Origin of the sequence: Clostridium sp. CS001 (genome assembly GCF_020443565.1) — a bacterium.
Classification (GTDB): domain Bacteria; phylum Bacillota; class Clostridia; order Clostridiales; family Clostridiaceae; genus Clostridium_AD.
This window is the reverse complement of the sequence record NZ_JAIZZN010000043.1, coordinates 1-20,768: the sequence shown is the minus strand read 5'-3', so window position 1 is coordinate 20,768 and position 20,768 is coordinate 1. Positions and strand designations below refer to the sequence as shown.

Genomic DNA, 20,768 nt, shown 5'->3' with positions numbered 1-20,768 from the left:
AAATGAAGGAGTGCGTGGTGGTGATCCGCATTTCCTTCATTTATTGGGACAGACTTTAATGTTTGTGGACAGACTTTAATATTTGGGGACAAGGTTTGTTGTTTGTGTACAAAGTAGGTAAAAGGATTTAAATTATAAATAGCTACTACATTAAGCAACTAATCTAATACTTATAACAATGTCGTAAATTATAAAGATTCCGAAGCAATTATTTTAGTAGTAACTCTTCCTGAACCCAGGTATACTTTTAAAATTATCTTTTTCATAAAACGTATCTGCTTCCTCGCTTGAGAGCAAGTCTAACCGTGTATTTGGATAGAGATGATGGCATATATCAATTAAAGATTTTCCAATTCCTTTTCCTCTATAATGTTTATCAACCGCAATTTCTGCTATATATGTTGTTATTTTTCCATCAGTTAATGCACGAACAAAGCCAATTATTGAATCACCTTTAACGGCCACAAGTGCAATGTTTGAATTTTTCCATGCCTCTAATCCGTCATCTGCCCTGTTAATAAAAGTCATCCAACCTTCGTTTCTATAAATTGTTTGAACAGAGGGAAAATCTTTCTCAGTAAATTCCCTAACGCAAATATTCTTTGGAAGTTTTGCCTTTAAAATTATTTCTTCGGTTATAGTAATATTGTCCATATTTAAATCCCTCTCTCGTAATTCAATAGTTTGTCACAGTTTACAATTGTGACGCAAACTGCGAATATTATGAAACTGCTTTAAATAAATACTATATTTATTTTCTTTGGTCATAAAATAAACCAACAATGATTGCTCCTACATAACATACGGCTGTCATAACGGCAACGCCACTATCACTAAACAAAGAACCAATACCAAATGATAAAATTATTCCAATAATAAAGGCAATGATTGCTTTCCCAAAACTCATTTACCTACCCCTCTTTCATATTATTATAAATATTTACTTCGCCATACCCTACGATTGTTCATCTATCGTAGTTTTAAGATAGATAAACATTCTAAGAATATGTTGAACTATATGTCCTTTTTCATATAATAACGTTTATGTTCCATAGGACAATAATCTAATACACCAAAAATCTCATACCTATGTTTAAGATAAAAATCTTTTGCTTGAAAATCAAATATATCTAAGTGAATTAATTTACACCCTTTTAGTACCCTTTAATATTTCTTTTAACATATATATATATCCGTACATCTTACAATCATCTATATTTTACAATCATCTATATTTTACAATCATCTATATTTTACAATTCTCTTAATTAAAAAAATTGTTTTGCTTAAACTTTAGAACTCCTAACTCATTCATATCATTAAATCATACCTCAACTAATTCAACAAATCTATTAGTTAGTCTTATATCTATATCTCTCAAATTATTCAAATCTACCATACTGATATTTAATAGCATGTCTTTTTTTGCGTTATCAAATTTACTATTAAATTCTTTATTATATCTATTAATCAACTGCTCTGTTCTATATACAACAAAATTCTGTTTATCTTCGTTATTTAAAGGTATGAATTCATACCTCATACATAATCTTGAAAACAATGGTTCGGGGATTACGTTTTTATAATTACTTGCATTTAAGTTCGAAGTAAATATTATAATATATCCATTTAGATCAATTTCATTTTCATCAAGGTCAGTAAACTTTCCATCTTCTAAAAGTTCATAGAAAAAGCTAAAGATTGACTTATCTGCTTTATCAAATTCATCAATTAATATTACTTTGGAATTACTATTGCGTATCTTATTAGTAAGTTCCCCTCCCTTTTCACTACCAAGGTATCCTTTTGGTGAACCTATCAAACTCCATAAAGAACCTCTTTCAGAATAGTTTCCGAAATTAATTTTAATCTCTTTACTATTAGGATAGAGATTTCTATGCAAAATTCTTGCAACTTCGGTTTTTCCTATTCCTGAATCACCACATAAAAATACGGAGAAAATTTTAATTTCTTTCATTTTATTAAGAATTGCATATTTTTTTATTTGTTTTTTAAAATCCACTTTAAAATCACTATGACCAAATAATTCTTCATCAAATTTTTCAAGAAAGTTGTCAATCTCTACATTGCTCATATTAACAACTTTAACTTCTTTAGGTTCCATATTATTATCTTCTACGGATGTTAACTTAATATATTCATGGAAACTATATTTGAACAACTGTTTACAATTTTCTTTCTCCTCTGTTTCAATAATAAAGTCCACATTTGCTAATTTTGATAGTTCAATTAAAATTATTTCAAATGACAATAATAAGTCATTCCTCATATTAACCATTTTCACCATAGCTGTTATATCAAAAATGTACTTTTCACTATCATCTAATGTGCTTTTATCAACAGTATAATCTATATAATTGGTTTTTTTTATAACTTTTGTTATTGATAATACTTGCACATCATCTATCTTTTTTCTATTTAAGAATTCATCAAAGTTATTTTTATTGTACATTGTTATATTTTTTATAACAGTTATTTTTTCTTTAATAATAGTTTCTCCATTCCCATTACTGTTTTCAATCTCTGTTAAATATTTTTTCTCAGAAAAACATTCTGGAAAAATTTCAAAAACTCTATCAACATAACTATGCTCAACCAATATGCCAACATTACTTTGTCTTTGCAAATGATTAATTATCACTTCATAATACATTATTGAATCTTCTCTTGATAATATTGCTTTTAACATTACCGTTATATCTACCAATAATTTTTCATCATTTAAATAGTCCTCTTCAAATTGGTGAGATATATTTAAAAGTGATGATAATGATATAATACTATGATTTTCAGAAAATTTCTCGTGGAAATCATCAAATTTTTCTTTATGGTAAACTAAAATTCTCGTCTCTTCCATTTTATCCTCACATTCTTTTTACTTTATATTCAGTTCTTTTATAATAGCTATTATATCTACATAATTACTATCATCATTCCTTATATCACCTATCGCTACTTCTTTATTTATAGCCTCTACTTCGGGTGTTGCGGACCTTGTTAGTCCTGAATACGATGGAGTGGCACTTATATTTTGAGTATCTGTAAAATATTGAAAAGCATTTTTATATTTCTGTTTTGAATCTTTACCTCTGTAAATACCTACTAATGTCATTTTCCCTATAAGAATATCATAAATATTATAATCACTTTCAAAATCATTTTCAAATGACATGGGTATTTTAATATAAAAAACAAAGTCATTTATTGAACATCTTAATTCATAGCTACAATCCTTTAACATAGAATTCATTAAGGATGACATATTTAAATCCATCTTCATTTCATCTGATGTACTACTGACATTAGAGCCATTGAAAGCTCCATTTAACAACATCTTTGTAGTTTGCATAGCCTGTTCTTCATTTATAAGTTCAATTTCAACCTCATTAAATAAAAACAAATCACCTGGGCTTATCTCACAATCCTTATTATATTCTTTAGATTTTTTTATAATAGTATCTAATAAATTTGATTTTGTAGTTTTTACTTCAAAATTTTCCAGTACTTTGTTTTTAGAACTATTTGATTTAGTGTATTCCTCTTGATAAGAAATTCCACTTTTAATAAAATTCAAATAATCTATATTTATGTTTGTGCTTAAATTTTCATTAAAGCTTTCACTATTTTCAATTATTCTTTCATTTTCTACACTAATTACAACCTTGTTGTTAATTAGCATAGCAATTTCAAATACTTTTGATATATTGATATAATAATTATTAAAGAGCTTACTTTCATTTCTTTTTTCATCATTGATACTTAAATTAGGTCTGGAATGTGGTCTTTCTTTTAAAAATACAAGTGATAAATATATTACTCCAAAGCAAATTAGAAGTATAACTATTTTATTAGTTTTACTATCTATATTAAATTTTATTAGAATAGCAATCATATATAGAAATACTGTTGCAACAAATGAATTCTTAAAACATTGCAACTTTTGTTGATACTCATGCTCTTGTATTTTAAAGATATTTTTATTGCTCGTCCACCAAATCGCTAACGCAAATAGTATAGGAACTGCTACTATATACACGTCAATATTGTTAAAATACGATTTAAGATAATTACTTATTGAAATAAAAATCAGCGTCTCTACTATTGATAATGCCATAATTAGTGATGTTGGCAGTACAATAGCTTTACTTCTTTCTTTTATAAAATTAAACATCCGTACCTCCTTTCTACATAACCATAATCTTTCTCATTATTTTAATATTACAAAGATTATCACATATACTTTACAACAATGTCACATATTAATATTATATCATTATGTTTCACTAACTAACCATAATATTTGTACATATATTAATTATTTACAAAAAGAAACATAATTTTACACTTGCATTTGAGTTATTTGTTATATAAAATGCTATTCACTAATAACTCTACTAACTTATCTGCCTTTAATCCTGCCTTCCTAATTACTTTCCAAACCTTAACTTCTTCCCCTTCTCTATTCAGTATTCTTATTGCCCAGTTTATCCTTCTCAGCTGAAACTCTTCTATGCTTTCACTATTTTCTTCAATGACCTCCTTAGTTTTATGCATTTTATCAAGATGCTTCTCAATTAACTCCAACTTACCTATCTTTTTGCCAATTCTACTAATTGTAATTCTCTCTGGTTTTCCTTGTGAATTCAACATACTTTCTATAGCATTTTTAACTTCAATTAATATCTCTTCATCTCTCTTAGCCCAATCCACTCTGTTGTTTACTCTAAATTTTTTAATTACTTTAGGAGAATTTTCATTTAACCATTCTCTATCATATCTATAAAGCCATATATATACTCCCTTATTCATATTTCTCAATTCTGTTTTTGACTTTTTAGGAAACTTCCCAATTAATAGTTCCCACTCATGACGATAATGTTGCTTATCATTTTTGTTATCATTAAAGATTTCTATTGCTACGTCTGCCACTTTTTCAACTTTTTCGGTTTTCCAATATAGCTCTAATCCTAATAAATCAGCATATTTTTCTACAGTTTTTGCATCAACTCTTAATTCTCTGGCAATGGCTCGTAAACTTAACCTTTTATCAAACAATTCTTTAAGTTTTTCTTCCCAAACTGAACCAAAATTCTTAATCCGACCTATTTTATATATGTCATTTATATCAGCATCAGGTCCACTCCTACTAAAAACAAATCCACAGGAGCATGTAAATGTTCCAATTGTTTTCTTACTTTTACCGTCATAGGTTATTTCCAAATCTTCGACTACAGGTTTTAAGTAATGCTCTGCTCCCCCATTAAGACAAGGCCATGGTGAATCACCAAATGGCTTATATTCTACTTTAATATTAAATAACTCTTCTAAACTAAATCCTAAAAACTGCATCAAAAGCAAATGCCTTATAGGATGAAAAGTTTTTCTATGCTTCCTCACAATCATGCTTATCCAGTTGCTTTCATCTTCTACAGAAATAGTAGATTGTACTGCAGTTAAAAACTCTTCTCCATAATAATCTATGAAGCTCCTCACTAATTCATTTTGTTTAATTTGACCGTTAACATTGGCTATTCCTAAATAAATTAACTTTGTAGTATACTGGTCCTCAAACCATACCATAGACATGTTAGAAAATTTAGCATTGAATAGTTTTTCAATATCCTCAGCTAATATAGAAATCTTATCTAATATTTTATTAGGATAAGAAGTTATATTATCCACACAGCAATTTTCTTCTGTTGCACATATAAATTCATGTTTATTATGAGAGTGAATTAAAACCTTGCTATCTAATAACAAGGTTTTATGTTTTGGGCATATTGTTATGCCTGGTATCTGATGAGTTCTATTCCAATAAAATTGGCCCCACCGTTCTTTATTTTCCTTATTGCATTCAGTGCAGAATTTGAAATAAGTATTTTCTATAACTGAACTTGCCATAATTCCTACACTACTATATATAGACCCACCATTTTCTCCTATCATCAGTTGGTATATTTTCTCCGCTCTTTGCGGGGATAGGAATGCTGTGTAAAAAGGAAACAAAGTATGTTTATATATTATCTCCTCAGAACTGTATTTACAGTTAATAGGCATATTCTTAATAAAATTATCAATATTAGAAGGCAATGCCATAACTGCAGATACAGTCCTTGAACCAAACAAATCCTCTAAAGTTGCCTTGGGGCTAATATTTCCGCTTCTCATATTATATCTTGCTATTGCACTGTATAAAATTTCACCTTCATATATTATCGGGAAAAAGCTTACCATAATTCATCACCCTACCTTAAAAACTTCGTCATCAAAATGCTTTATATATCCGTTAGCATTTAATGATTCATAACCCGTTATCCCTTTTTTCTTTCCTTCCTCCACAATGAATCTTAAATCACTAACATTGTTTATGACTTCTTTCCTATGAACGATTGTTTTTTCTTTCTTAACTATGTCAATTTCTAAACTTAATTTATACGCTTCCTTAACAAGCTCTTTAATCTCTATTTTACTTCCTCCGTTTAAGATAATTTCATTAACATATTTTTTCGCCTTAACAGGTTCAATATCGAGGTCAATTAGCTTTATAATAGCCTGTTCTTTCATACTTTCTTTACTTGAACTCTCATTTAATTTCTTATTATTTTGTAATTCTCTAATTTTACTACTTAAAGATATTTTTGAGCTTTCCTGACTTAAAAAACTATCTATATTAGCCGAATAAAGATCTTCATATTGAGCAATTCGACTTGCCGATCCTGATTTAAGTGCGTCAATCATTGGTCTGACGAGCTGTAAATTTTCTTTTGCAACACTTCTTATAATATTTTCTGTAATTTGCTCTTTCCCAGATGAAATAGCTCTAATTTGAGACATTACAAAAAGTTTAATTGCTATGTCTGTGATGCCTTGACTAAATTCGTAGAGCGTATCCTTTATTTCTCTTGAAAGAATAATTGGGTTCCTCGTCCATTGGTAATCAGCCATTCCATCAATAATTAAATTCCAATTTTCATCATTAGCCATTCTTTGTATAACCATGTCGCCCTGCCCGCTACCACGTCTTGCCTGGCGAAATTGAGATTGTAAAATTGACATAGCCTTATTAGTTCCGATTAAAATAATTGGAATACCTATGTTTACCAAAGTGACGAAAAAATTCAACATCTTATCAGCTCCACCTGATTTTGTCAGTGATAGATGTTGAATTTCATCAATTACCAATACTCCTAATCCTATATTCTTTGCAATCTGCCCCATTATTGGCATTAACACATTTACAGCCTGTCTTCCACTTCCATATTTTTTATGGTAATTTGTTCCAAGCAATTCATCAACTTTTAAGAAGAAATCAATGCATAAGCCCTTGGTAGAACCTTCTCCGCAGTCTAATTTTAACCATACAAGTTGATACATGCTGAACTTAAATCCCTTATATTCATTATGAACAATAATTTGAGGATACATTGATAGAATTAAGTTAATTGTTGTGCTTTTTCCTATTCCCGATATTCCAATAATCGTAAACCCTGATGATGTTGTTCTGAATGACTTATTATTAGTCATTTCCATATTTGAATTTAAAATCATTTTATGTCCTATCCCAAAGCTTTCTGCATATTCTGCTATGAAAGGATTTCTTGCAATATACCCTTGTCTTATTACCCTTGAAACCCTACTCTCCAAATCTAAATGTAAATTTAAAGGCTGAAAATACTGGAAGAGCCTCTGAATAAGATGGTACCTTATATGTGGCTCAAGTTTTCTTTCTTCCTCTCTAAAATATGGGTATACAGCAAGTTTATCAATTGCTTCTTCTGATGAGATTATATTGGGAAGACACTCAATTAAGGGGTTATCCTTATACTCTTTAATAACTTGTTCCTTATAGTATGCAACCTCACCTTCTCCGCCATTATCAATTAATACCTTATTTACTAACTCCATTTAATTTCTCCTTTTGTTTTTTTCTTAATACTTCAATACTGCTAAAGTTTCCTTCAATGTTATCTTTGTTGATGGTATCCATAGAAACTACTTTTGAATTTCCCTCACATGTTTGTTTTCCAAGTTCAAAAGCTTCATTATTTCTATTTAATGTTTTTTCAATTTTTCTATTTATTCTTATACCTTTAATTTTGCTTCTATCACTTTCAGAATAAGAAACTACATTATTATCAGCAACTTCAGACTTTTTTACTATTGCCTCAATTTCAGACATTAGGTCTATCTTTGATTGCAATATACTTTCTTGTTTGGAGTTCTCCTTTAATTGTTCCATTTTAAATAGATACTGAATTTCATCTAAACTTTTATTCTTGTACTTTTGTTGATTATCAAGTAAGTAACATTTTTCGAAGGTATTTATATCTTTATTTTTGATATAGATATAACTCATGTTTCTTATATCGTAACTAACAGTAATCGACCAACTACCTTGCCTTGCCTTCTCAAACCATTTTTCAACTAATGCCAAATTACAACTATAATATATTCCCTTTAGCTTTATTCCTCTAAATGTAATTAAGGCTTTAGCTGAGGTCATTAGGTATAATTTTATGGTATCTTCTGAAACTGAACGCAATTTTCCTGCTCTATTTTTAACTCCCCATTCCCATAGTTTATTTGGTATACAATCTACATCATCTTCAATCATCATTTCTTCCCTGTTATAACTTTTTAACCAATGCGAGTTATAGTACAATACAAATTTTATTATAATTTGAGTGAACTCAAATAAATTTAGTCGACCATAAGTTCTGTAATCTTTTCCAGTTCGCTGTCTATGATCTTCGTTTATGTAACCAGGTACAAATGGTTTAATAGCCGTAGTCATGCTTAAAAAAAATCGCTCAATTTTCCCCTTTAGGTCCCCCCTAAAAGAACTTGTATTTTTTACATTAATATGCAACCCATTAATAAGATTCTCGACTGCATATCCTTCAAACTCACCTCTGTCTGCTAAGATAGAATCACATAATTGATGGCAGTCCCACTCTTCTTTATTAATATCAATGTTATATTCCTTACAAAACTCCACCTTGTTTCTTGCACAATTAGCGAGTGCAGTCATAGCACCACTCCAGGACGGTCCTTCAAGACCAATGTATATTCCTACGATTTTTTCAGAAAATTGATCCATGATAGCATAAATAATCGGTCTACCGATTAGCCAGTTCCTATTAAATTGCGAAGTCAGAAATAAATCACCAATTGTTGCATCAATCAAAAATACAGAGCCTGGACCCTGAGCTTCCTCCGTTGAGCTTCCTATTACAGCTCTACTTTCAAGTTCATATTTTTTTGCACTTTTTCTTAATGTAACTTCTTTTTTTATATTCCTTTCCTTCTTATACCAATATTTAAATTGGTTTAGTGTTGGTATTTCACTATTAGCTTTAATCAATGGAATCTTAATTCCATTTTGTATTTTAAAATCTTCAGAAAAAAATTCCTTTACCATTAATTCATATGCTACAGTGAATGTATTTTGCTTACTTGTATAATAGTATTTATCTACAGCTAACCTAAATATCCTTTTAATTTCATCATCTACGTTGATTCCAACACCAAGAATATCCTTATATTTTTTAGGTCTTCCAACTTTTAATATTCCATTATTGTTTCTTTGTGTTCCTGGATTTCCGCAATTATTAAAATCGGGAAGAAGTGAGTTTATACTTTTCGCCCCTTGCCAATATCTTTTTAAATACCTATTTATAGTCTTAATACTAATACCATACTGCTCACTTGCTTTTAATATAATCTCCTTTCTTTTTTTTGAATCAAATATATCTGGTTCAACATTAATTGAATTAATGATATTCCATCTTCTATTCCTCAATTCCTTATATTCATCACTCAAATCCTCTTCATTAATTAACTTAAAAACTGGCTCATCATCTAATATTTTAATATTTCCTTCCTTTAATCCCTCATTGATGTCTTCTATTTCTCTAACCAAGGGGCTACATGTATTTGAGTATATATCTATAATAAATGCAAGTGTATATTCATTATTTATCCACAGAATTCTTTCTACTTTTTCTTTAGAATATTCTATAAGAGTATTAACTACTAACAGCCTTGTCATTAAAAATTCCTCCTTTATTTCCAGTTAAAATTACTTTGCAAAAGGGTTGATTTATATCAATGTTTTCGTCCATATTAATTTGCACTTGCTTAGTTGCAATTAGATACTTGAAAAATAATAATCCAGTTCCGCTATCAAAATTCATTTCAATATCAAAAGCAGTGGTAACTTCTCTTATTACATTAGAAGTTTCATTTAGTCTCTGTATTAATAAGTCACATAAGTAATCTCTTTCACTTTCTTTAAACCTTTCCTCATTATTAATTTCTAATGAAGGATATACCCACGAAATATTTTTAGCCCTTATAACAGGAATATCTTTCTGAGTTACAATTCCCCAATCAATATTCTTAGCATTCCAATATCTGCGTTCTATCTCATATCTATCAATAATATTCTTTCTATCAAGCTCTAATGATGACTTCACAGTTCTTGCATAGTAAGTAATCTTCCCCTCATTATTTTTAACTGTTATAAGAAATGATGTTGTTAATACATATGGAACATTGACACCATCATTTCTATACTTTTTATACAATGTGTCTTCATCTAAATTAAGAACCTCATTTAAATCGAGCAATGGATAATGTTCCCTTACGTCTACTACTGAATCCTCCCATATAAGTGAATAAAAATATCTTAGTTCGTTGTCTGTGAAAAAGTGATAAATTCTACCCGCCTCATAAATTCTCGTTACTCTTCCCCTGGAAGGCATATCTTGAATAGTTAACCATGGTTTATACTCACTACCCTCTCCTTTTCCTCTACCCTCTTTTATAAATCTATTATACTTTTCAATTGTCCAATCTAAGTTCCGTTTTGTCATATATAAGTCCTCCAATATTGACTGTGTTAAATAAAAGAAAAAACCATATACAATAGGCAATTTAGCTGATTTTTTTTATCAGTTAATGCTTGTGTATATGGTTTTAATATATTTATTTACTTCTCTTCTATTTTTAAAAACTATTATTTGTTTACTTTTACTTTTTTTAATTCTGTCAATGTTTCCTTGCCCTGATTTCTCGGGAAAGTTCCAAATATACTTCATAAATTCAAAGTCAAACTTTTCAGGACAACCCTCTGGCATATCAGATCTTATTTTATTTATATTTGTTATAACTCGTTTAAAGTAACTCAATAAGCATACTGCTCTATTTAATTTAAAACAAATTACTGTATCTGCCTTTTCAAGACGAATATCCATAGTCCCACCATAGTTACCGTCTACTATCCATTCATCACCTAATATTAATATTTTTTGTTTTTTTATCCATTCCTCCCTTGGAGTTTCAATCCAACCATTATTCCAAAACTCTTTATCAAGATGAATAAGTGGGCGAAGTGTTATCTCTGCAAGTTTTCTTGAAAATGTACTCTTACCGCTACCTGGTGAACCTATAACCATTATTCGCTTTCCTATATTATTCATTTTTATCACCTTTTATTTATATTCTAAAAAATTCTTTCCTATTATATGCTATCTTTATTTTCTCAAATGTTCTATAAGTTCAATGACATATAAACATTATCTAAGTCATCTTGCGTGATTCCTAAATACCTTCTCGTATTTGCCATACTACTATGATTTAAAGCTTCCATTATAAGAGCTAACGATACACCTGATTTATATGCCCAATAACCCCAAGTTTTTCTCATTGAGTGTGTTGATATTGGTTCTTTAATACCTACGTAATCTCCTGCTTGGCTCAATATGTAGGCCGCATGTTGACGGGTAATCGGTTTACCATTTCCCTTTCTTGATTGGAAGACATATTCATCCTGTTCTAACTCAAACTCATGCATGAATAATATTATACTCTTATTTAAATTTTTAGTAATCGGGAACCTCTTAGCCTTTCCAGTTTTCTTTTCATTTAGCATTATAAATTCTGTTGGTTTTTTACCAGTCCAAATATCTTTGGTCTTCATACATAATATGTCAGAAATTCTCAACGCACTGGAAATTCCTACCATAAGCATTAAATATGCTCTTACATCCTTTCCCTTCAAGAAATTTTTCATAGCTTCCAATTGTTTCTTATCTCGGATTGGACTTACTGTATTCATCATATCCCTCCATCTTGCATAATATTAGTTTTTAAGCTATTATGTCATATTCAAAGTATGCTTTTTTATCAAATTCCTTGAGGCCCCCTGAAACAGCCATTCTTAATCTACCTTAATAGCTTTCTGTCAGATTCAGAAATTTTAATAAATAATGCAGATATTAATTAGACTATCTGCATTACCTTACATATCAAATATTGCTTTTTCTTTCCATATATAAATTATACATGTTTAAGTAACTATAATCAATATAAACGTTGTAGGTAGGCCGTTGAAGATAGTCAAGATTTGATATATTTTTTTACCCAATTATTATTCCAAGTCTAAATAAACTTAGAGCACAGTTAATAAGTTTATCAACTATGCTCCAAATTAATTATTTGATTTAAATATACACTCTGTTAATAATATATGTGATATATCATGCTATATAAAGTATTTCTTGTATTTAACTATTTCATCAAAAACTTCATCCCATATCTTAAACTTAATCCCATCATATATTACAAAAACCTTACCATTGCTATTCCCACAATCTGTTTTCATTTGGTGAAGGTTCCCTTTAAACGTATCCATATAAGTACCTGGATACAATTCTTTATTACTACACCTTTCTTCTAATTCATAATATAGAACCTCTCCTTTTTCTGCTTCAAGGTTCAAAAGTGCCTTTAGTATCTTATGCTTCTTTTGATTTGCGTTTACTACCCATCCGCTTATTTTACTTACAACTTTTCTATAATTTAATGAAGCTTCTCTTTTTTCAGGTTCATTATTCTTTTTATGGGACGATAACATTCTTTCAAGGTATACGTAATATAATCTCCCACTACATCATTAATATCATCATTCTCCATCATTGCAACTTACTTAAATCTTTCAACTAACTCACTATCCAAGTTTAAAATAAGTTCTGATTTTCCCTCCATTATAATCCCCCTCCCAATTTCATTGTTTAATCTTTGTAATGATTATATGATGTTTTATTTTATTTGCAAATAAAAATATTACTTTATATGTTAATTCTTATAATCGCATCTTACTCGGTAACAAATCAACTATATTTATTTTGTAATTTCTAAATATCTTATTAACTTATTTCAACCATCTTCATAAAAAATGATATAACTTCATATAACCATTTTCTTAATAAAAATAATTCATAGCAGGTTATCTTAACATAACCTGTTTTTATAAATTCTTGTTTAGCAAAAGATCCACCAGTTTTATCTAAAGGCAATTTCTTTGATAATTCATCTAATCTTTTATTTTGATGTTTTGACAGTTTACCTTGATTATGGATAACTGCGTGTCGTATAATTCTCAATTCTTCATATCTGTCAAAAATCATATCTGCTGTTGAAAGTTTACCTTCTATCTGTTTTAAACTCAATTCTTCTATAAAGAACTTTCTTAGTTTATCATTTGACCATGGATTTATAATTAACTTATTCTTATCTATTTTATCTTGTTCTAACTCTTTATATTGTAAAGGTATCAATGCTTCATATATATCTTCAAAACAAGCATCCATTATTGAAATTGTTCTGACAAGATAGTTCAAATTAATTTCTTCCAATAAGTTAGAACTATACTCTGTTATTAAGCCATCATTTGTAAAAGTTGTTTCTAATCCAGTTTCTATTGAAAGCTTAAATTCATCTGGTACGTTTGTTATCGTATTTAGTTCTATATTATCCTTCATATCAACATACCTCTTTTTTGCAATATCACAGGCGTTTAATAGTAATGCTGTATTATTATATAATTTTGAAGTTTCAAGCCAAGTTATCTGTAATCTATCAATAGCTATTTTTCTCATGTCCTTATTCATATCCAGTGCCCCTTTAATATTTTAATTATGTAGTAGTCAGTATACATTTATTATATTATTAAATACTATTCCATTTTAATGTTCTGAAGCACACTCACTACAAAATCCATTTCCCCCATCGTTTTCAATACTAAAATCTCTTCCACAATCAGGGCAAGTATTTATATAAAGTGGCCTACGCTCGTACTCATTTTCATCTTCATCTTTACCTGTAAAATTAAAGTATCCATCATCTTCATTATGCTTAATACTCTCAAACTTAAAACCATGAAATTCTACCGTTTCATATTTGATAGCATTTATAGGCTCTTTTTCATTATCAATATTTATGTAAAGATAGGCTTCTACTTTAAATATTGCATAGATACTCGCTAATAAATTATAGTCTTTTGCAATATACATGGATGCATTAGCACTACTTTCAACATTTAGCTTAGCATTTAGTATTATCTGACATTCGTTTTGCTCATAATTGAACGAGCTTTCCATCACATTAATATCAAGTATCTCAACGTCCTCAACATTTTCAATACGCCCACCTCCAAATGCTTGATCTATTAAGCTATCGCTCATATTTTCTGTTAATTCTTCCATTGCATTGTGTTCAATGTAGTATTTTACTATATCATATTGATTTGTTGTTAAGTAAGACTCCATCTTCCTTATAAAGTCCATCCTTTTATTCACCTCTAAAATAGAGTTCGGCTGAATTTTTAAGTGATTTCCAAAATGACTTATTAATTCATCAACTGTTACCATGCGAAAATCTGAATTAGTTCCTGCCTCCTTTAAGAATTCTTCTTCCAGTGTTAAAGGTATCCTTTTAGGTCTACTTTTACTATAAGTCCACCAATCCTCTTTAACTTCATTTTCGATAAATATAAGATTTAAGTCTTTGTCTTTTATTTTTCTAAGTATTTCCTTCCAAATAATTAAATCTCCATATTTTCTCATTACAAAATCAGAATACTCTTCACCTTTATCTGGTTTATTAATATCAGTAAATCCAGGTGGCATTTTATACTTGTACCTTTTTTCTCCTTCCTCATAAATGTCAATCAGTTCTAACATTGAGAAGCCATCAGTACAACTGTTCTTTTTTATATTTGTTACAAATTTATATATAATATCATTCTGCTCACTTATACATGCTATTCGTTCACTATGTCCAACTTGAAGTTTTTCCAAATCTTGTTTTGAAATTTTCATGGCATTGTTTATATTTTCTATAAGCTTATCTCTGCTATCATCTACTTCTGGTAATTTATATTTATTATAGGCACTATAGTTTTTTGATACTGTACCTATTGCATCAGAAAGTACTTTACAGATATCCTCCTTCAAATTCTGGAATCGGTTTGATTCACGTTTTCGTATGTGCTCGTAATGTCTTGTATACTCTAAATATACCTGATTAGGTAGCCAGAAAAGATTTAGATGATTTTCAAATGAACCAATAATATTTTCTATAGTTTCTGGTGTAAAACTATACAGCCCTAAAAGAACGTTTGTATCCATAACAATGACTGGCTGTTTATCAAATATTTTTTCAAACTCTTCTTTTTTATATATAAACCCCATATCCCAATCCCCTCCCTTAAATTTCTTCACAATGTTATCCATTCTATATATCTATAGAAACATACAGTGCCTGTGTTTTAAATTAATTATTGTTTTATTATATTTAATTTAATTTTTTGAACTTTAAAAGCACCATATAGGTGTCAATCCTAATATACCTGTGTCACTTCATAATTATCACCAATTAAAAATATTCTTGTAAAAGTATGATGTATTTTAATTTGTTTCATTGCTCTAATATATGTATCAGCAGAAGCTAAGCAATAATTATTAAAGATTGCTAACCATTTTTCTTCCTTCCACAGTACCCCATTTATTATTTTTGTCTTTCCTTCCTTTATTTTAATTCTATCTTCTAAAATCAATAATGCTTGTTCACCTATATTTGTAATTGATAGATTATTTTTAATACCTATAAGCCCAATAATCCTTTTTTTTAAAGGAGAACTTTTTACTATTTTTACTTTGATAATGTTACCACAAATATTTATCTCAACCCAATCAGTCAACGATAATGAATAATTTATGCCATCATTTAAAAATGACAAAATACTATCTTTTATAGACTTTTTAAATTTATCATAATTTGTCAATGGTCCTTTTATATCTAATAATAATGATTTATTCTCATTTATTTCTATCCCTATATCCTTGTTTAATTGATTGCAAAGCTTAATTATTGATTGATCTATTGTATTTCTGGTTTGTAATCTATCACTTAAATAAATTGATTCAGCTCTTGTAACTTCAAGTAATATTTTTTTATTTTGAAATAGCACATAATAATCTGGCGGTTCGTCCCCATCAATAATAGTTACTTCTTCAATATTATTTTTCATATACTTTTCCATTGCTAATTTAACATATTCTTCATCATCCCTCATTGCATAATTCTCCTTGTAATCTGTAACTTTATAATAATTATAACATAAATAACAATTATAACTATTTCGAAAATGCTTATTTATAACTTTATCCTGTACACATAGATTATAATATTTTTTAACTTTATATATATATGTTTTCATGCAATTTTGTTGCACTCAAGTTTCAACATTTAAGAGCATTTATGTTGCAAAAGGAATTATTGCTACCTCTTTTTTTATAAACAAATCACATCTCACAACATATTTACTGTTATGTTTCACTGCAAATAGACAATTTATTTATCCCATCTAACATACTCTAACTTTTTACTACCTATTAGCTATCTTCATGAATCCTTTTAAAAAGATAAAGAAATTACTTATTCATTCTATAAATTCTTTAATGATTTCTTCAAACCTAAATACCTCAAGTATATTATAGTTTTTATGTGATATATTAATCCCATACTCTGGTGCACTCTTTTGTCCTGGCTTATCGTATTTTCTATCAACAAAAACTTCATTGGACTCTTTCCAAGATTTTGATGGTATTAAAAATATATCTGGAAATTTACCTGATTCAAACACAAGTAATATTAAATATAAGTTTTTATTGTCTATGTCAAATTTGTTTTTTTGCATAAATATATATCCTTTTTCAGTCTTAGACTTTACCTGAATTTCACAAAAACGCCTTTTTTTATCTTTTATAATAAAATCAATACCATGATCATCTACCTCAGATGTATAAACTTCTAATCCATAAGATGCAAATTCCATTTTTGCAAAGTATTCAGCATATCTACCTAACTGCAAATTATTTAATTTGCCCCATTCTTTATTTGGCATTATAAACCCACCCCTCTCTTAACTAATTAAATAATAGTTAGTTTGTAATATATTTCATTTTAAGGCTAAGGATAAAAGAATATAAAATGGGCTTGTCGTAAACAGACAAGCCCCTTTGCTTTTCTCTAACTATTAAAGTACCGTAAATTTGCGATTGATCAACTATATATAAAAATTGTTCAGTTAATTTTCATTTTTAGATTGAGTTTTGTCATCTAATATGCTAAAAATCCTCTCTACAGCAATTAAAATTGAAACTAATAATCCTACGATTACTCCGACTATTAAGCCGACTGGCATAGTATTCATGTCAGAGCCAATTGTAAAAAGACCTATCACCCCAAATATTAATACAGATAAAATTACTATTGTGTTATATATGAACATTACTAAGAATTACAAAAAACATATAGACTATCTATTTTTTATTCAATGGTTCTTCAATAAACACCGGAGAAAAATTATTTGTTTTTGTATATTCCATGAGTTGTTCGTGAATATAAGGTACATAGTTAACCCCTTCTAAATCTGATATTTGCACCCACTTTGCTTCACTTGAAATCTCTGGATTATCAGGGTCTATATCTGGAACAGAAGGAGGCTTAATCTTATCATCATCATTTAAGAAACAACGAAATACAAGGCTTATTTTTGACGTTTCTCCATAAATAAAATTACAATTATTAGGTTCATATTCAAGTGCAAATATAAAATCACCCACAGTAACATTTAAGCCAGTTTCTTCAAGTATTTCTCTAACCACAGTTTGTTTAACAGTTTCCCCAGGTTCGACTCCACCACCAGGTATATTATAATACTCCCCACCGCCAAATTCATTCAATAAAATCTTATCATTATTAATAACAATGCCACGACCACTTACTCTAATATGAAAACTCATTTTGATTTTCCTCCCTTTTAAACATAAAAGTTGTTACGCTTTAAATTACAAGGTCGACACAAAGCATTTATTAAATTGTACTATTAAATTCCTAAACAAACAATAATAAACATATACAGGCTAATATATGTTTATTATTGAATTTGAAATTATTGTGTACCTTGTTCTTATAATCTTAATCGTTTAAAAACGTAAACAAACAAATATTATATTAAATTCACTTCGGTAATTTGTTTGTGGTACTACAAAAAAACAAAAGAGCATTTCTACTCTTGAGGTCTCACTATATACGAATGTTGTGATAAATCTTTAAGCTTTTTTAATAAGATTTATCATGCTCTTTTCTTACTATTTACTTAGTTTAAAATCTACTCCTTCATTTGTTTCAATAAAGTCACATATAGCATTTGCAATTTTCTTTATTTGAACATAATCTAAAATGTCTGGAGTATCTTTAGGTGTATGAACTATTTTTTTTACATTCTCTTGTACAAGAAAAACATTTGGTATAGATGCACTTTCAAAACTCAAATGGTCACCTAAACCTATTACAGCAGTGTCCGAAAATTCAATATTATATTTCTTCATAGTAGTTTTTATAGCATCATATAGCTTATTAGATACCTTGCTTTTATTCTTTAGAGCAAGCTTTCCTCCATCTGTAGCACCAATACAATCTATATTAATATTATACAAGTTCCCATAGACTGGTTTTGAAATAATGTCCTCAACAAAGGCTCTGCTTCCATTTAGACCAGTTTCTTCACCATTAAAGGCACATAGAATTATATCCATATCAAAAAGTTTTTCCTTTGATTTCTCTTTTAGTGTATTTGCTATTTCTATTAAGGCTGATACCCCCGAAGCATTATCTAATGCTCCTCTATTAATTGTTCCGTTCACAAATCCTAAATGGTCAAAATGAGCTGATATTACTACTGCTTTTTTGCTATCTTTGCCTTTTATAACTCCTACAATATTATTAACCACTTTGTTTTCTGGTTTATCATTTATATCAATTAAACCAGATTTTTTGTATACTTCTTGTGTATATGGCTCATAGTAGCTATCTTCAAACAATGGAGTTAGCCCAATATCTTTAAAAGTTTTCTCAATATACTCTTCAGCTTTTTCATTTCCTTTAGAACCAGTTAATCTTCCTTGAAACTCATCGGAGCAAAGAGTAGCAACCATTTCTTTAGAAGATGGAGTCTTTACAGAAGTCTGAACCTGTGATGGTTGTACTAATTGTTCACTGTTTGCAGTAGTTTCTTTATAATTATGGCTAACTACTTCAGTAGAACAGGATGAAAAAGTAAGAACCATGGCTAATACAACACTTAATTTTAACATAACCTTCATATAAAATCCTCCTAACATTTTTATATCTATAATTCTTTCCACTATTCTTATGAGTATTCAATCATTTCTGTAAATGCTCATTAGCATAGTTAGGATTTCATAACATAAAGCCTTTTAATTTACTTTTTACTTATAAAATTGAGATTTGCTTTGGTCTTCTCTTAATCTTCTGTGATCGCATCTCAATGAATTAGATTATACGGTACAGCCGACATATATAAAAAATGAGCCACAAGATGAAATTGATATCCATCATGTGGCTTTTGTTGTTTTGATAGCGATATTCGAATGTGTGAATGGTAAAAACAATCTTTAGTAGTTACGACGACATATGCGAAGAGTATGACTTAATTAGAACTACTTGAGGTTTAAACTCTTTACATTTGTAATAATAGACAATTTATTTTTATATATTTTTAACATTTTAACAAATTCTGTTCTGTTGAGTTCAAAATCTTTAGTCCACTTATACATTAGCCTTAACATTTTAAAATCTGACTTGTAGTGGCACTTTTCTATTTTAAGTTGTTGCTTGATATACCGTAAAAAAATACGGTATTTTCTCTTCAAAAGTGGTGTATCAAGAAATATTATTTTATCAGCCATATCAAATAGATAATGGCAACTTTCTCGATATGTACCTTCAATAATCCAGTCGCCTTTACTGTCGATATTTTTAATAACTTCTAATTGTTGTTCTGGAGTTCGTTTATATCTCTCAGTTTCTGTTTTATGATGAACTATACAATCCAATTCATAATATGTAATGTTCAATTCTTTCGATAGGTTTTTAGCAAGTGTAGTTTTGCCACTTGCTACTATTCCAATTATATAAATCTTACTCATAAATATCCCCTTAATAAATATAATTCCACCTCAATAAAATCCAATGTACCTTACCCATATTAAAGTTGTTATACACATATTACCATACACACTGAACATAAAATTGATATTTTAATAACCCACATATTAATTGATATGGATTTGCTTGCGATGACATATAGTAATATTGTGAATTAATATAATTTCTGATTATGCTTATTTTGCGGGAGTTAGAGTACCTTATACATTGATGTATAATTATTTATTTGAAATCCAAGACTTACATATAATGGTTTTCCTTTTTCAGTCGACATTAAATCAACGGCCGCAACGCCTAATAGTTTTGCTTCCGATAAAAGTTCAGTCATAACTTTCGTTGCAATGCCTTTTCCTCTATATTGAGGGTAT

The 20,768-nt window shown here is 28.9% G+C and carries 19 protein-coding genes and 1 pseudogene; all 20 read right to left on the bottom strand.

What is annotated here, in order from left to right; all coding sequences use genetic code 11:
- Positions 1-213: 213 nt before the first annotated feature.
- On the bottom strand, positions 214-654 hold the full coding sequence (locus LGK97_RS18515; RefSeq protein WP_226261587.1) for a GNAT family N-acetyltransferase: 441 nt from the start codon (positions 652-654) through the stop codon (positions 214-216).
- 97 nt (positions 655-751) lie between these two features.
- The gene (locus LGK97_RS18510; protein WP_226261585.1) at positions 752-907 is read right to left on the bottom strand and encodes a hypothetical protein; all 156 of its coding nucleotides are present in this window, start codon (positions 905-907) and stop codon (positions 752-754) included.
- A gap of 107 nt (positions 908-1,014) precedes the next feature.
- Positions 1,015-1,155: pseudogene (locus LGK97_RS18505) on the bottom strand (GNAT family N-acetyltransferase); the annotation flags it as partial.
- 169 nt (positions 1,156-1,324) lie between these two features.
- A complete protein-coding gene (locus tag LGK97_RS18500) occupies positions 1,325-2,878 on the bottom strand; it encodes an AAA family ATPase (RefSeq protein ID WP_226261584.1) in 1,554 nt (517 codons plus the stop codon).
- A gap of 18 nt (positions 2,879-2,896) precedes the next feature.
- On the bottom strand, positions 2,897-4,192 hold the full coding sequence (locus LGK97_RS18495) for a hypothetical protein (protein WP_226261577.1): 1,296 nt from the start codon (positions 4,190-4,192) through the stop codon (positions 2,897-2,899).
- Positions 4,193-4,377: 185 nt separating this feature from the next.
- A complete protein-coding gene (locus LGK97_RS18490; protein WP_226261571.1) occupies positions 4,378-6,255 on the bottom strand; it encodes a TnsD family transposase in 1,878 nt (625 codons plus the stop codon).
- A gap of 6 nt (positions 6,256-6,261) precedes the next feature.
- On the bottom strand, positions 6,262-7,926 hold the full coding sequence (locus LGK97_RS18485; RefSeq protein ID WP_226261570.1) for an ATP-binding protein: 1,665 nt from the start codon (positions 7,924-7,926) through the stop codon (positions 6,262-6,264).
- The gene (locus LGK97_RS18480; protein ID WP_226261569.1) at positions 7,910-10,072 is read right to left on the bottom strand and encodes a DNA-binding protein; all 2,163 of its coding nucleotides are present in this window, start codon (positions 10,070-10,072) and stop codon (positions 7,910-7,912) included. Before LGK97_RS18480 ends, LGK97_RS18485 begins: the two co-directional genes overlap by 17 nt.
- On the bottom strand, positions 10,050-10,898 hold the full coding sequence (locus LGK97_RS18475; protein WP_226261568.1) for a TnsA endonuclease C-terminal domain-containing protein: 849 nt from the start codon (positions 10,896-10,898) through the stop codon (positions 10,050-10,052). The genes LGK97_RS18480 and LGK97_RS18475 overlap by 23 nt, the downstream gene beginning before the upstream one ends.
- Positions 10,899-10,976: 78 nt before the next feature.
- Positions 10,977-11,504, bottom strand: a complete 528-nt coding sequence (locus LGK97_RS18470) for a DNA topology modulation protein (protein WP_226261566.1) — start codon at positions 11,502-11,504, stop codon at positions 10,977-10,979.
- A 71-nt stretch (positions 11,505-11,575) separates the two neighbouring features.
- On the bottom strand, positions 11,576-12,142 hold the full coding sequence (locus LGK97_RS18465; RefSeq protein WP_226261564.1) for a site-specific integrase: 567 nt from the start codon (positions 12,140-12,142) through the stop codon (positions 11,576-11,578).
- A gap of 426 nt (positions 12,143-12,568) precedes the next feature.
- Positions 12,569-12,940, bottom strand: a complete 372-nt coding sequence (locus LGK97_RS18460; RefSeq protein WP_226261562.1) for a hypothetical protein — start codon at positions 12,938-12,940, stop codon at positions 12,569-12,571.
- 292 nt (positions 12,941-13,232) lie between these two features.
- On the bottom strand, positions 13,233-13,976 hold the full coding sequence (locus tag LGK97_RS18455; RefSeq protein WP_226261560.1) for a hypothetical protein: 744 nt from the start codon (positions 13,974-13,976) through the stop codon (positions 13,233-13,235).
- A gap of 75 nt (positions 13,977-14,051) precedes the next feature.
- Positions 14,052-15,557 (bottom strand): PIN-like domain-containing protein, encoded by a 1,506-nt coding sequence (locus LGK97_RS18450; protein WP_226261552.1) that lies wholly within the window; start codon positions 15,555-15,557, stop codon positions 14,052-14,054.
- A gap of 149 nt (positions 15,558-15,706) precedes the next feature.
- Positions 15,707-16,441 (bottom strand): hypothetical protein, encoded by a 735-nt coding sequence (locus LGK97_RS18445; protein WP_226261550.1) that lies wholly within the window; start codon positions 16,439-16,441, stop codon positions 15,707-15,709.
- Between the two features lie 366 nt (positions 16,442-16,807).
- Entirely contained in the window at positions 16,808-17,272 is a 465-nt protein-coding gene (locus LGK97_RS18440; protein WP_226261548.1) for a DUF4365 domain-containing protein, read from the bottom strand.
- A 418-nt stretch (positions 17,273-17,690) separates the two neighbouring features.
- Positions 17,691-18,173: an NUDIX domain-containing protein gene (locus LGK97_RS18435; protein WP_226261547.1), complete on the bottom strand. Its 483-nt coding sequence runs from the start codon at positions 18,171-18,173 to the stop codon at positions 17,691-17,693.
- 348 nt (positions 18,174-18,521) lie between these two features.
- Complete coding sequence (locus tag LGK97_RS18430; protein WP_226261545.1) at positions 18,522-19,535, bottom strand: M28 family peptidase; 1,014 nt, start codon at positions 19,533-19,535, stop codon at positions 18,522-18,524.
- A gap of 357 nt (positions 19,536-19,892) precedes the next feature.
- A complete protein-coding gene (locus tag LGK97_RS18425; RefSeq protein WP_226261543.1) occupies positions 19,893-20,381 on the bottom strand; it encodes an AAA family ATPase in 489 nt (162 codons plus the stop codon).
- 209 nt (positions 20,382-20,590) lie between these two features.
- Positions 20,591-20,768 (bottom strand): GNAT family N-acetyltransferase (locus LGK97_RS20080; protein ID WP_413228454.1); only part of this gene is annotated, 178 nt, incomplete at its 5' end.